This is a genomic window from Acinetobacter lwoffii, assembly GCF_049367455.1.
In the GTDB taxonomy this organism is placed as follows: Bacteria; Pseudomonadota; Gammaproteobacteria; order Pseudomonadales; family Moraxellaceae; genus Acinetobacter; species Acinetobacter lwoffii_W.
On record NZ_JBMPXW010000001.1, the window covers coordinates 2,327,732 to 2,341,470 of the forward strand.

At 42.4% G+C, this 13,739-nt stretch carries 13 protein-coding genes and 2 pseudogenes; 7 read left to right on the forward strand and 8 right to left on the reverse strand.

Features of this window, described 5'->3' with window-relative positions:
* Positions 1-11: 11 nt before the first annotated feature.
* Positions 12-881 carry an IS982 family transposase gene (locus ACO1B7_RS11155; protein ID WP_423090210.1) on the forward strand — a complete coding sequence of 290 codons (870 nt, stop codon included), beginning with the start codon at positions 12-14 and terminating at the stop codon, positions 879-881.
* On the opposite strand, the gene ACO1B7_RS11160 is transcribed toward ACO1B7_RS11155, so the two are convergent.
* The 3 genes from ACO1B7_RS11160 to ACO1B7_RS11170 form a co-directional block, all read right to left on the reverse strand.
* The gene (locus ACO1B7_RS11160) at positions 878-1,159 is read right to left on the reverse strand and encodes a hypothetical protein (RefSeq protein ID WP_423090211.1); all 282 of its coding nucleotides are present in this window, start codon (positions 1,157-1,159) and stop codon (positions 878-880) included. The two genes, ACO1B7_RS11155 and ACO1B7_RS11160, sit on opposite strands and share 4 nt — an antisense overlap.
* A 37-nt stretch (positions 1,160-1,196) precedes the next feature.
* Positions 1,197-1,823 (reverse strand): CatB-related O-acetyltransferase, encoded by a 627-nt coding sequence (locus ACO1B7_RS11165; RefSeq protein ID WP_423090212.1) that lies wholly within the window; start codon positions 1,821-1,823, stop codon positions 1,197-1,199.
* Positions 1,824-1,924: 101 nt separating this feature from the next.
* The gene (locus ACO1B7_RS11170; RefSeq protein WP_004280579.1) at positions 1,925-2,329 is read right to left on the reverse strand and encodes a RidA family protein; all 405 of its coding nucleotides are present in this window, start codon (positions 2,327-2,329) and stop codon (positions 1,925-1,927) included.
* Positions 2,330-2,465: 136 nt separating this feature from the next.
* Here ACO1B7_RS11170 and ACO1B7_RS11175 point away from each other — a divergent pair, with 136 nt between their 5' ends.
* Positions 2,466-3,059 (forward strand): TetR/AcrR family transcriptional regulator, encoded by a 594-nt coding sequence (locus ACO1B7_RS11175; RefSeq protein WP_423090213.1) that lies wholly within the window; start codon positions 2,466-2,468, stop codon positions 3,057-3,059.
* Between the two features lie 72 nt (positions 3,060-3,131).
* Here ACO1B7_RS11175 and greA read toward each other — a convergent pair whose 3' ends face one another.
* The 3 genes from greA to carA all read right to left on the reverse strand — a co-directional run bounded on the left by greA (position 3,132) and on the right by carA (position 8,083).
* A complete protein-coding gene (greA, locus tag ACO1B7_RS11180) occupies positions 3,132-3,608 on the reverse strand; it encodes a transcription elongation factor GreA (protein ID WP_004645764.1) in 477 nt (158 codons plus the stop codon).
* 91 nt (positions 3,609-3,699) lie between these two features.
* Complete coding sequence (carB, locus tag ACO1B7_RS11185) at positions 3,700-6,930, reverse strand: carbamoyl-phosphate synthase large subunit (protein WP_138742916.1); 3,231 nt, start codon at positions 6,928-6,930, stop codon at positions 3,700-3,702.
* Between the two features lie 13 nt (positions 6,931-6,943).
* On the reverse strand, positions 6,944-8,083 hold the full coding sequence (carA, locus tag ACO1B7_RS11190) for a glutamine-hydrolyzing carbamoyl-phosphate synthase small subunit (protein ID WP_004280574.1): 1,140 nt from the start codon (positions 8,081-8,083) through the stop codon (positions 6,944-6,946).
* Between the two features lie 308 nt (positions 8,084-8,391).
* Here carA and ACO1B7_RS11195 point away from each other — a divergent pair, with 308 nt between their 5' ends.
* Entirely contained in the window at positions 8,392-8,880 is a 489-nt protein-coding gene (locus tag ACO1B7_RS11195) for a hypothetical protein (RefSeq protein WP_129716258.1), read from the forward strand.
* Between the two features lie 104 nt (positions 8,881-8,984).
* Positions 8,985-9,205 (forward strand): annotated as a pseudogene (locus ACO1B7_RS11200) (hypothetical protein).
* Between the two features lie 148 nt (positions 9,206-9,353).
* Here the strand turns inward: ACO1B7_RS11200 and ACO1B7_RS11205 are convergent.
* A complete protein-coding gene (locus ACO1B7_RS11205; protein ID WP_129716256.1) occupies positions 9,354-9,893 on the reverse strand; it encodes a DOMON-like domain-containing protein in 540 nt (179 codons plus the stop codon).
* Between the two features lie 11 nt (positions 9,894-9,904).
* The gene (yhbY, locus tag ACO1B7_RS11210; RefSeq protein WP_004280569.1) at positions 9,905-10,228 is read right to left on the reverse strand and encodes a ribosome assembly RNA-binding protein YhbY; all 324 of its coding nucleotides are present in this window, start codon (positions 10,226-10,228) and stop codon (positions 9,905-9,907) included.
* Between the two features lie 195 nt (positions 10,229-10,423).
* Between yhbY and rlmE the strand changes: the two genes are divergently transcribed.
* From rlmE to ACO1B7_RS11225, 3 genes and pseudogenes are all read left to right on the forward strand, one after another.
* Positions 10,424-11,074, forward strand: coding sequence for a 23S rRNA (uridine(2552)-2'-O)-methyltransferase RlmE (gene rlmE / locus ACO1B7_RS11215; protein WP_004645756.1), 651 nt, complete (start codon positions 10,424-10,426; stop codon positions 11,072-11,074).
* Between the two features lie 132 nt (positions 11,075-11,206).
* Positions 11,207-13,096 carry an ATP-dependent zinc metalloprotease FtsH gene (gene ftsH / locus ACO1B7_RS11220; RefSeq protein WP_004280565.1) on the forward strand — a complete coding sequence of 630 codons (1,890 nt, stop codon included), beginning with the start codon at positions 11,207-11,209 and terminating at the stop codon, positions 13,094-13,096.
* 106 nt (positions 13,097-13,202) lie between these two features.
* Positions 13,203-13,736, forward strand: a pseudogene (locus ACO1B7_RS11225) (GNAT family N-acetyltransferase); the annotation flags it as partial.
* Positions 13,737-13,739 lie beyond the last annotated feature (3 nt).

Below are 13,739 nucleotides of genomic sequence, written 5' to 3' on the forward strand. Positions count from 1 at the left end.
CCCTAGTCCTGATGTTCAATAGTACCGAATTATTCTGCGTAATTGATGATTTCTTTCTGAAATTTGAAGCAACTTATTGGAAATTTCTCAAACAAAGCCATCATTCGTTAAGAGTCAGAACTGCACAACTTACACTTTCTGAAATTTGCTTTATTGCCATTTGGTATAAGTGCTCCCATTTCATTAATTTCAAAGCATTCTTCTCATGGTTGAAGCAGGATAAAAGTCATTTATTTAAAAGCTTACCCTGTTACCAAAGGATGATTCACCTGATCAATATGCATCAATTAGCACTACATGCTTTACATGTAGCTGTAATGAAAGGTCAATATAAACAATATTTATGGATTGATTCAACGACTCTACCAGTCTGTAAAAATCAACGTATTCAACGTCATAAATCATTAGCCAAAATTGCATCCCGTGGTAAAAGCTCAATGAGCTGGTTCTATGGCTGTAAGTTACATGTTGTTATGAATCAATTCGGTGAAATCGTTCGTTCCGCTTTCTCCAATGGGCATATTGCTGACATAAAAATGGTTGAACATTTGGTTGAAGGTTTCGAAGCAAAGCTTTATGGTGATCGTGGCTATATCAGCCAGGAATTAAAAAATAGATTAAAAGAACAAGGTATTGATTTGATTACCTATCATCGAAAGAACATGCAGTCTGTACAAGTTTGTGCATCAGATGAATATCACTTAAGACAGCGCAATAAAATAGAAACGTTATTCAGTTTATTGAAAGGACAATATAATTTAGTGACGAGTAAAGCTCGTAGTATTCATGGATTTCTAAGTGGGATTTATGCTTCTTTATGTGCATACCAATTAACCCATCGAAATAAGCCAACAATTCAAATTATGAAATCATTGGCTTAAGCAGGATTCGGGTTAATTAAATTATCTAGTCGATTTAAGTCTTCAATATAATTTATAGGATTAAATAAGTTTTTAATACATATATCTAATTTTGGTGTGCCATTTATTTGAGAAAGTCGTAGATCTGTGTACATCCATCTAGATGGAAAACCTTGCCCATATACATCTTGATAATCGAACATACCAAAAAAATCGATAATTTTTGGCCCTGATCGGTATTCGGTGATTTCATTGATTAAGTCACGAAGTTTTTCAAGTGTCTTAGTTGATAGATGCATATTTATTCAAAATAATGGTTTGAATTAAATATAATGTTTAGATCAAACTTTGTACATAATTAAGCAGTGATTTCACATCATCCGTTTGCAATTGCTCACGCATTTTTAAAAACTGCTTTTCATCTATATCGTAAATTTTAAGTGAAAGCAGTTTTTCGATATCTTCTTGCGGGAAACGGTATTTAATGATTTTTGCAGATACGCCGCCCACAACTGCATAAGGTGGCACATCTTCAGTCACAACAGCACCTGTTGCGACCACAGCACCTTCACCAAGCTTTACACCGGGCATAATCATGGCACGAGAACCAATCCAGCAACCATCACCAATAATCGTGTCACCCGCAAGTTCAAAACCCCGTGTATCGAACGGAAATGCTGAAATCCAGTCGGTACGGTGTAATTGGTTGCTGCCCATCATAATCACGCATTCTGCGCCAAAACAGACGAAATTGCCGATATAGAGCTGATCAATCGGCTTCTCAGGCGTTGCAGGCTTATCATGTAAATAACGTACCACACAACGCTCAAAACCCTGATCCCAATAAGCTGAGTAGTATGAGTAATTCCCTTTAATGTGAATATTCGGATTTTTCACCGTTTTCGAAATAAACTCGAACTCACACCAATGCTTTACAGGAGAATTAATTAACTTTTCAGACATAAGGGAGATACAAAAAATAGTGAATAAGAAATTATACCTAATCGGGGTTTAAACTTGCTGAATAATATCTAAAAGACATTCGCGCACGCATAAAACAATGATTAAGCTGTGGTCGATGCTGGAGGAATACGAGCAATCACCTTAATTTCAAAATCAAAACCTGCTAACCACGTGACACCTACAGCTGTCCAATTAGGATAAGGCTTTTGTGTAAACACCTGATTTTTAACTTTCATGATGCTTTCGAACTGCTGTTCTGGATCAGTGTGAAAGGTGGTGACATCAACAATATCATCGAAAGTACAACCAGCCGCTGCCAAAGTTGCAGCTAAGTTTTTAAAAGCCTGTTCTACCTGTTTCTCGAAATCTGGTTCAGGAGAGCCATCTTCACGGCTACCGACCTGACCCGATACAAAGAGTAAATCTTCCGATTTGATCGCAGCAGAATAACCATGCTGTTCATACAGGGCATGGCGGTCTTGGGGAAATATCGCAGTTCTAGTCATGTCTATTCTCATTCAATATCTAATTTATCAGTGAGTGAAAGCAACTTGACTTTCACATACGCTACGTATGTAAACATAATTGACATACGGTCCGTATGTCAATTAAAATTTTTATGATGATGAGGTAAAGTAATTCATGTCTGTTCGTGAACAAAAGATGGCGGAAACCCGCAAGAAACTGATAGAAGTGGCACGCCGTGCGTTTGCGGAATATGGTTATGCTGGCACTTCAATGGATAAGCTCACGGCAGAAGCAGGGCTGACTCGTGGAGCGTTGTATCACCATTTTGGTGATAAAAAAGGCTTGTTTGCTGCAGTGGTCGACCAGATCGATTCGGAAATGGCTTCATCTGCCCAGCAGCATCTGGAGCAGCCTGCTGATCTGTGGGAAGGATTGATGCTAGAAGGGCGGACCTATATTCAAAATGCCTTAAATCCGGAATTCCAGCGCATTGTGCTGCGTGACGGGCCGGCTGTGCTAGGCGATCCTGCACATTGGCCAAGTCAAAACAGATGTTTGCAGTCCACGCGTGAATGTGTTGAACAATTATTGGCAGTAGACCGAATTAAAACAGTTGATCCAGAAGCTGCTGCGATATTTTTAAATGGTGCAGCAATGAATGCAGCACTCTGGGTGGCTTCTAGCGAACATCCTGAGCAAGTACTCACTGAGGCCTTATATGCATTTAATTTATTTGCATCGGGGTTTTTAAAAGAAGCACAGAGTTAATCCGTTTGTAGGAAGCGGATAAAGGTAAAAAACCCCTCAATCGAGGGGCTTTAAATTAAATAGCTTTAAATTTTAAAGATATTCAACTTTCACAATTTCGTATTCAACTTCACCGTTTGGTGTATTGATTTTCACATCATCGCCTTCGTTTTTGCCCAAAAGACCACGTGCAATCGGCGAGTTCACTGAGATCTTGTTGATCTTAAAGTCTGCTTCGTCATCGCCTACAATTTTATAGGTTTTCTGTTCTTCAGTATCCAGATTTTCAATCGTGACAGTCACACCAAAAACTACACGACCATTCTGTTCAAGTTCTTTGACATCGATCACCTGAGCTGCACCCAGTTTGCCTTCGATGTCCTGAATACGGCCTTCGCAGAAGCCTTGCTGTTCACGTGCTGCATGGTATTCCGCATTTTCTTTTAAGTCGCCGTGTTCACGCGCTTCTGCAATTGAAGCTGTAATACGTGGGCGATCCACTGTTTTCAGTTGGTGTAATTCTTTCTCTAAGGCAATTTTGCCTTCAGGTGTCATAGGATAACGTTGCATGTTGTCCCTCAAAAGTCAGTTGAAAGATATAAAATCTATAAATAAAAAAAAGCCCGCCACCAAGAAGGTAGCGGGACTTCTTGGAAGCGAATTAACCTTTAGTTAGGTCTTGCAAACGATATACATCCATTGGCAATTTAATTGCTAAAGCTTGGCATACTGCATCCGCACCATTCAATGTAGTTGTGTTATACACTTTACCTTGAAGTGCTGAACGACGGATCGAGAATGAGTCTTCTTGTGCCTTTTTGCCTTCAGTCGTGTTAATCACAAGGTGGATTTCGCCGTTTTTAATACGGTCCACAATGTTAGGACGACCTTCAGTCACTTTATTGACACGTTCACATTCAAGACCAGCATCGCTAATCACTTTAAATGTACCATCAGTTGCAAGAATCTTGAAGCCTAGGTCAATCAATTGTTTTGCAATACCCGCCGCACGTGGTTTGTCTGAGTCACGTACAGAGATAAATGCGTGTTTGACTTCACCTTCAGTTGGAAGACCTGGTAAACGCTCATTTGCACCTAAAACAGCTTTATAGAACGCTTCACCAAATGTTTTACCAACGCCCATCACTTCGCCAGTCGATTTCATCTCAGGGCCAAGGATCGGGTCAACACCAGGGAATTTGTTGAACGGGAACACGGCTTCTTTGACAGAGAAGTGTTCAGGAATAATCTCAGTTGTGAAGCCTTGCGACTCAAGAGATTGACCAGCCATGCAACGTGCAGCAACTTTCGCTAAAGATTCGCCGATACACTTAGAAACGAATGGCACAGTACGAGATGCACGTGGGTTCACTTCCAGGATGTAAACGTCTTCGCCTTTAACCGCAAACTGAACGTTCATCAAACCGATCACGCCAAGCTCTTTTGCCATAGCCACGGTTTGACGACGCATTTCGTCCTGAATCTCTTTAGATAGAGAGTAAGGAGGAATCGAACATGCCGAGTCACCTGAGTGAATACCCGCTTGTTCAATGTGCTGCATGATGCCGCCAATCACAACGTCTTTACCGTCAGATACGCAGTCCACGTCAACTTCGATCGCATCATCTAAGAAACGGTCAAGAAGAACAGGCGCTTCGTTTGATGCTTGAACTGCATCACGTAAGTAGCGTTTAAGTTCTTCATCGTTGTACACGATTTCCATCGCACGACCACCAAGGACGTAAGAAGGACGTACTACAAGCGGGTAGCCGACTTTAGATGCTTCAGCCATACCTTCTTCAGCAGATTTTACAATGCTGTTGTTCGGTTGACGAAGTTGCAGACGTTGAATCATTTGCTGGAAACGTTCACGGTCTTCTGCACGGTCAATCGCATCAGGTGATGTACCGATAATTGGCGCACCGGCTTCTTCTAGAGCACGAGCCAATTTCAAAGGTGTTTGACCACCGTACTGAACGATAATGCCTTTCGGCTTCTCGATACGTACGATTTCTAAAACGTCTTCTAAAGTGATTGGTTCGAAGTACAAACGATCTGATGTGTCGTAATCCGTTGAAACTGTTTCAGGGTTACAGTTCACCATGATCGTTTCATAGCCGTCTTCACGCATAGCCAGGGCAGCGTGTACACAGCAGTAATCGAACTCGATACCTTGACCGATACGGTTAGGGCCACCGCCGATCACCATGATCTTGTCTTTGTTCGATGGATTTGCTTCACATTCTTCATCGTAAGTTGAGTACATGTAAGCTGTATCAGATTCGAATTCTGCAGCACATGTATCGACACGTTTGTAAACTGGCGTTACGCCCAGGTTCCAACGGTGTTTACGGAATTGCTTTTGTGAAATACCCATCAAGTCCGCAATGCGAAGATCTGACAAACCTTTACGTTTGAACGAACGGATGTTATCCGCATTCAAGTCGCCAAAACCTAAAGTTTTGATTTGGTTTTCAGTTTTGATGATGTCTTCGATTTGAATCAAGAACCAGCGGTCGATGTTCGTTGCAGCGAATACTTCGTCTAAAGTAAAGCCGTGACGGAATGCGTCGCCCACGTACCAAATACGCTCTGGACCTGGCACTTTAAGTTCTTGCAAGATCTTGTCGCGCGCACCTTCAGCACCCACTTCAATTTTTTCGTCAAAACCAGAAGCACCCACTTCAAGACCACGAAGGGCTTTTTGTACAGATTCCTGGAAGTTACGACCAATCGCCATCACTTCACCGACAGATTTCATCTGTGTGGTTAAAGTCGCATCAGCTTGTGGGAATTTCTCGAAGTTAAAACGAGGAATCTTGGTTACAACGTAGTCGATTGCAGGTTCGAACGATGCAGGTGTTGTACCGCCAGTGATGTCGTTTTTCAACTCATCAAGCGTATAACCCACAGCCAGTTTCGCAGCGATTTTCGCAATCGGGAAACCAGTTGCTTTAGAAGCAAGGGCAGATGAACGTGATACACGTGGGTTCATCTCGATTACAACCATGCGGCCAGTATTTGGGCAAATACCGAACTGTACGTTAGAACCACCAGTTTCAACACCAATTTCACGTAGTACAGCTAAAGAAGCGTTACGTAGTAACTGGAATTCTTTGTCTGTAAGCGTTTGAGCAGGGGCAACAGTGATTGAGTCACCAGTGTGTACGCCCATTGGGTCAAAGTTTTCAATCGTACATACGATGATACAGTTGTCGTTTTTGTCACGAACAACTTCCATCTCGTATTCTTTCCAGCCAATTAAAGATTCATCAATCAATAATTGTTTAGTCGGAGAAAGATCGAAACCGCGTTCACAAATTTCGATAAATTCTTCTTTGTTGTATGCGATACCGCCACCAGAACCACCCATGGTGAATGATGGACGGATAATTACTGGGAAGCCGAAACGTGCTTGAATTTCTAAAGCATGTTCCATTGACTCAGCAACGTCAGCTTTTGGACATTCAAGACCAATTTTACGCATTGCCTGGTCGAACAGTTTACGGTCTTCAGCTTTTTCAATCGCTTCTTTGGTTGCACCGATCAATTCAACATTGAATTTCTCTAAAATGCCGTGCTCATCGAGGGCAAGGGCACAGTTCAATGCCGTTTGACCACCCATGGTTGGAAGAACAGCATCTGGACGTTCTTTCTCAATGATCGCTGCAACAGTTTGCCAAGTAATTGGCTCAATGTAAGTTGCATCCGCCATGGTTGGGTCGGTCATGATGGTCGCTGGGTTCGAGTTGACCAAAATAACGCGGTAACCTTCTTCACGAAGGGCTTTACATGCTTGAGCACCTGAGTAGTCAAACTCACATGCTTGACCGATGACAATCGGACCAGCACCAATAATCAAGATGCTTTTAATGTCAGTACGTTTAGCCATGATGCTTCCTTAATTACTTCTTAGATGCTTCGATAAGTTCGATGAAATGATCGAACAATGGTGCGCAGTCATGTGGACCCGGGCTTGCTTCAGGGTGACCCTGGAAGCTGAACGCAGGTTTGTCTGTACGATGGATACCTTGGTTGGTGCCATCAAACAGTGAGCGATGCGTTACACGCAACACATCAGGCAGATTGCTTTCATCGACTGCGAAGCCATGGTTTTGAGAAGTAATCATCACTGTACCGTTATCAAGATTTTGTACAGGATGGTTCGCACCGTGGTGGCCGTGAGGCATTTTTAAGGTTTTAGCACCACTTGCAAGCGCAAGGATCTGGTGACCCAGGCAGATACCAAATACTGGAATTTCAGTGGTTTCTACAATTGTTTTTACAGCTTCAATTGCGTAGTCACATGCAGCCGGATCGCCAGGGCCGTTCGATAGGAACACGCCATCTGGATTCAGTGCAAGTACATCAGCAGCAGGAGTTTGCGCCGGCACAACAGTCAGTTTACAACCGCGGTCTGCGAGCATACGTAAGATGTTGGTTTTGACACCGTAATCGTATGCAACAACATGGAATTTAGCTTCTGGTTGAGAGAAACCTTTGCCTAATGTCCAAGAGCCTTCAGTCCATTCAAAACCTTCAGGGTCGCAACATTCTTTTGCCAGGTCTAAACCGTTTAAACCACCGAATGCACGTGCTTTTTCAAGCGCTTCAGCTTCAGTGATATTTTCGCCAGCAAGGATACAGCCATTTTGCGCACCTTTGTCACGTAATATACGTGTCAGTTTACGCGTGTCGATATCCGCAATTGCCACAACATTGTGTTGTACCAAATATTCAGCTAATGATTGGGTGGAACGGAAGTTACTGTGCAGTAAAGGCAGGTCGCGAATGATCAATCCGTTCGCCCAAACCTTATGAATACGACCTGATTCAGCGTCTTCTTCATTGCAGCCTGTGTTACCGATATGTGGGTAAGTCAGTGTCACAAGTTGCTGTGCATAACTCGGGTCAGTCAAAATTTCTTGATAGCCAGTCATGGCAGTATTGAAAACGACTTCACCAGTCGTACTACCCGATGCGCCAATCGAAGTACCTTTAAAGATAGTTCCGTCGGCAAGGGCTAAAATTGCTGGGGTGCTCAAACCAAAGCTCCTGAAATTTAGGCTGTAAAAAAGCGAGAAGACGAAAAAAAAGGAAGGCTATTTTTTAAACCTACCCTCCTATGTCTGCTCGCTTGAACTTAACACGGCATTATACGCAGAATGCCCCCCAAAGTCCAACGGCTTTGCAGCGAAAGTATGAGATAAATGGCTTGCTTTTTGCATGGAAGTCTGTTTTGTAGGCAATGTGAAAAAATGTAAGCAATTAATAATTGTCAGACAAATCAAATCTTAATTTTTATCAAATCTACTAATATAGCTTAGTCGATATAACAATAGGAACAAGACAAATGGCTACAGCACCTAAATCTACTACATCTAAAAAAATCACTCCGAGCGTGGTGACTGAAACTGCCGAGAAGCTTGAAAAAGTAGCAGTCGAGGCTAAAGATCAGGCAATTGGAACCATCGAGGAAAGTAAGGAAAAGCTTGAAGTTGAAGCCAAGCAGTTAAGCGACACTGTGCAGGAACAATTGCGTCAATTTAAGCAGGAGGTGTTACAGCGTATTGATACTTTGAAGGAGCAGATTTTCGGTTCACAGAAAGAATTAACCGAATTAAAAAGCTTTATCAAGACAGAATTCAACGCTGTCGTCGAAGACTTATCCAATCTGGGTAAAGAACTGAAAGAAGATGTCAGCCAGATTTCGACCAAACATAAGGAACATCTGACCGATACTTTTAAACGTTCTAAGGACAGTACCATTGAAGTACTAAAAAAAGTCAAACCCGTGGTGAAAACAGAGAGCTCAGACAAAAGTCCTGAGCTGAAAAGTTAGGCTGCGCTGAAAGGCCGCTAGTTAAAAAAAGGAGAACAATCAAATGTTCTCCTTTGTCTTTATGCAGCAAAACGGACTCACAATAACAATTAAAGGGGGTCACGATGCAACAGCATTTTGTAGGTGTACTTATTTTACTGATATTGATCATGCTACTGAATCTGGAAAGCGGATTGGGGCGCATACTTTATCTGGGTGTAATCGTATTATGTCTGGGAGTACTGGGACTGGTGTTTGGGACCATTCTTCTGATGATCATTACTTTTCTTTTATTCTTTATGCTGCTGTGAAAACCATTCAGGAACAGCATCATCTGCATCATTAAAATATGAACGTTGAAAACGATAAAAAATCTAGAATAATTATACAGAGGATCAATCATTGTTGAGCGATAAACAAAAACGTGAGACTTTAAGTCTCACGTTTTATTCGCCTGTTACACTTTAAATAGCTGATGCACAGCGTCAATCTATTTAAAATACATGCAACCAGTCACGTTTATTATGAAAATCTGCCTGAGGACTACTATGCTGCATGGCATAGTATTGATCACCTTGTGAGGTTTTTAAAACAGCAGATAAACCCAGGAACAAGTTTTCCCATTTCAGTTTATGTGTTGCCATAAAATCAGTCAGATCCACACTGACATTGAGACCATAATGCGTACGTTTGAGCTGGTTCAGCTCAATATCATCCGCAGCTTGCGGTGGCATCTCTTCAGGATAACGGTATTCTTCGAATTGATAAGCCTGCCAGGCCTGAGAAGGGGAAAGATTAATCTCACGATAAAAATCTTCGCCCTGAACCCCAATAAAAATTTCAAAGCAGGTCTGTTCCCACAGGAAATCCTGACGGGGATGTGCCGTCACCATATCGGGCCACAAGATGTACTGATTGGGATCACGGATCCAGAAGCCCACATTTAAATTGTATGGGCCTTGCTGTTCGATGGCGGCAACCAGAGAGATGGCCTGAAAACGGCGATCAAATGCGCTAAGCTCGTAACTTGCCATAAGTCCTGTACTTAGTTAGACAAATGAGCGAAACGGACAAGGTTGGACAATTTTTGATTTTGTTTCGCAGCTTTCTTGTAAAGCAGTGCAATTTTACCAATAGTTTGAACCACTTCAGCACCAGTCGCTTCTGAAATTTCAGCAATCAGTGCTGCACGCGCTTCACGATCTTCAGCTACGATTTTCACTTTAATTAGTTCGTGATCGTTTAAAGCACGCGCCAATTCTTCGATGACATTTTCAGTCAGGCCTTTGTCACCCAGCATAACGACCGGGTTTAAAGCATGTCCGATTTGACGTAAACGCTTACGTTCCTGAATAGATAAAGACGCCATGAGAGATAACCTGAATTTTAAAACGGCTTAGTATAGCAAAAGCAAAAAACAAACGCTTTAAATTCTCAGGAAATAATCATTTCCAATATCTCTTCATAACGAGCAAAACTCCTCGATTTAGATACACATGTATACTGCAAAATATGTCTTTTTCACGTACAATTAATAATTAGACGTTTTTTTATTTAGAGAGTTATGGCTACACGCATTACCAACCAAAAGTTATCTAAAAGTAGTCGTGATTGGATGAGAGAGCATTTAGACGATCCTTATGTGAAAAAGGCACAAAAGGACGGCTATCGTGCGCGTGCAGCATATAAGCTCTTAGAAATGCAAGAAAAGTACAAGATCATCAAACCCGGCATGACCGTGGTCGACTTGGGTGCAGCTCCCGGGAGTTGGTCACAAATCGCCGGTAAGTTGGTCGGCGACAAAGGTTTATTGATTGCATCTGACATTTTACCAATGGATGCATTACCTGATGTGACTTTCTTGCAAGGTGACTTTCGCGAAGAAGAAGTCTTCCAGCAATTGTTAGAAATTTTAGATGGTCGTACTGTAGACGTTGTAATTTCAGATATGGCCCCCAATACATCAGGTAATAAGGCTGTAGATCAACCGCGTCAGATTTACTTGTGTGAACTTGCACTGGATTTTGCCAACAAGGTGCTAGGCCCTAAAGGTCAATTTGTGGTAAAAGTTTTCCAAGGTTCAGGTTTTGACGAATTCCGTAAGCAAGTGGTTGATAGTTTTGATGTTCTGAAAACATCTAAACCTTTGGCATCACGTGCTCGCTCCAAGGAAGTTTTCCTGATCGGGCAGGGACGTAAGAAGGCTTTAAAATAAGTCTACTTGCCAAGTCGTTAAAAATTGTGCATTTTGTACGTTTTTAGATAATTGTAAGTTGATTTACAGCTTAAGTATTAAGGTCACCCTGAACAGGGCATGATCAAATTAGATTGGAATGGGAATAAAGCTTTGAGCGATCTTTTTAAGAATGCCGTATTGTGGCTCGTGATACTGGGTGTGCTGGTGTTAATCTTCAGCAACGTCAGTGACCGCAATCAACCGACTACAATGAACTACTCAGAGTTTGTTGCCGCGGTCAATGCTGGCCAAATTAAACAAGTTGTGATTGACGGCGAAAGAATCCGTGGCGAAAAATCGAACGGTTCAGAGTTTGAAAGTATCCGTCCGGCAGTTCAGGATCCTGAACTGATGCCAAGCCTGATTAAAAATAATGTTGTGGTTGAAGGTGAAGCACCACAACGTCAAGGCTTGCTCATGCAGTTGCTTATTGCAAGTTTCCCTGTACTTTTAATCATTTTGTTATTCATGTTCTTTATGCGCAACATGGGTGGCGGTGCAGGTGGTAAAAACGGCCCAATGAGTTTTGGTAAATCTAAAGCCAAAATGCTGTCTGAAGACCAGATTAAAGTCACTTTCACTGATGTTGCTGGTTGTGACGAAGCCAAGCAAGAAGTCGTTGAAATCGTAGATTTCCTGAAAGATCCAACCAAATTTAAACGTCTGGGTGCGAGTATTCCACGCGGTGTGTTAATGGTCGGTCCTCCAGGTACGGGTAAAACCCTACTTGCCAAAGCCATTGCCGGTGAAGCGAAAGTTCCATTCTTTAGTATTTCAGGTTCTGACTTCGTTGAGATGTTTGTCGGTGTCGGTGCATCCCGTGTTCGTGACATGTTCGAACAGGCGAAACGTCATGCGCCATGTATCATCTTTATTGATGAGATTGATGCAGTCGGTCGTCATCGTGGTTCAGGTACTGGTGGTGGTCACGATGAACGTGAACAGACACTGAACCAGATGCTGGTTGAAATGGATGGCTTTGAAGGTAATGAAGGCATTATCGTGATTGCTGCAACCAACCGTGCAGATGTATTGGATAAAGCACTTCTTCGTCCAGGTCGTTTTGACCGTCAAGTTGTGGTTGGCTTGCCAGACATCAAGGGTCGTGAACAAATCCTGAATGTACATTTGAAAAAATTGCCTTCAGTGACAGGTGTGGATGTTAAAGTTCTTGCACGTGGTACACCGGGCTTCTCGGGTGCGCAATTGGCAAATCTGGTGAATGAAGCTGCACTCTTTGCTGCACGCCGTAACAAGAACACCGTCGATATGCATGACTTTGAAGATGCAAAAGACAAGCTGTATATGGGTCCTGAGCGTAAATCAATGGTACTTCGTGATGAAGAGCGTCGCGCGACGGCTTATCATGAAGCAGGTCATGCGATTGTTGCTGAAAGCTTGCCAGGCACAGATCCTGTGCATAAGGTGACGATCATGCCGCGTGGCTGGGCTTTAGGTGTCACCTGGCAGTTGCCTGAATTTGACCAGACCAGCCATTATAAAGACAAAATGTTGAATGAACTTTCGATTTTGTTTGGTGGTCGTATTGCTGAAGAAGTCTTCATTAACCAGATGTCGACTGGTGCTTCAAATGACTTCGAACGTGCAACTAAAATGGCACGTGCGATGGTGACCAAATACGGTATGTCGGACAAACTCGGTGTGATGGTCTATGAAGAAGATGCGCAGCAATCTTTCATGGGCAGTATTGGTAGTCGCAGTATTTCGGAAACCACACAACTAGAAGTTGATCGTGAAATTCGTCGCATTCTGGATGAACAATATAAAATCGCACGCGATATCTTGGAAAGCAAAAAAGATATTGCCCATGCGATGGTGAAAGCCTTGATGGAATGGGAAACCATTGATCGTGATCAAATCCGTGACATCATGGAAGGTCGTGAGCCTCAGCCACCGAAAGTCTATGTTGCAGATAATCCTGTGATTGATGTAACCCCAGATGATGGTCCGTTGACTCCTCCGCCATTGCCAGCGAACTAAGCTCAATAAAAAAACCACCTTCGGGTGGTTTTTTTATGCTTGTCATTTTTGTCATATCTTTTTGAGTGTTATATTGAGCGATTAAAAATGAATAAGAAAAACAAAAATGAATATGCCTGTTCTGGAATCCAGTGTTTACCAGCTTCGTCTTGAACCGTTGAGCTGGGAACATTTTTCTGATTTAGCCATCGCATGCGCTGCAGAAAATTTAGGCGAGATTTTATATAACTCAGTGCCTTATCTGCATAACTTAAAAAAATATTTTACTCAGGCTTTTGAACAGCAAGCTCAAGGTGAAAGGATGGCTTTTGCTGTGATCGATTTAAACTCCCGCCAAGCAATTGGGACCACCAGTTATCATGATATTAAGACGGAAATTCCACGTTTTGAAATTGGTTTTACGTGGTATGCCAAGCGCTATCACAGAACCTATGTAAATCGCGTCTGTAAATATCTTTTGTTAAGACATGCTTTTGAAAATTTAAATGCTCAGGTCGTCGGCTTTCGGACTGATCATCTTAATGTCACGAGCCAGAAAGCGATTGAAGGAATAGGTGCCAAGCGAGATGGCATCATTAGGTGTCATATGCTGCGTAAAGATGGACAGACTATTCGAGATAGCTACATCTATAGTATTTTAGGT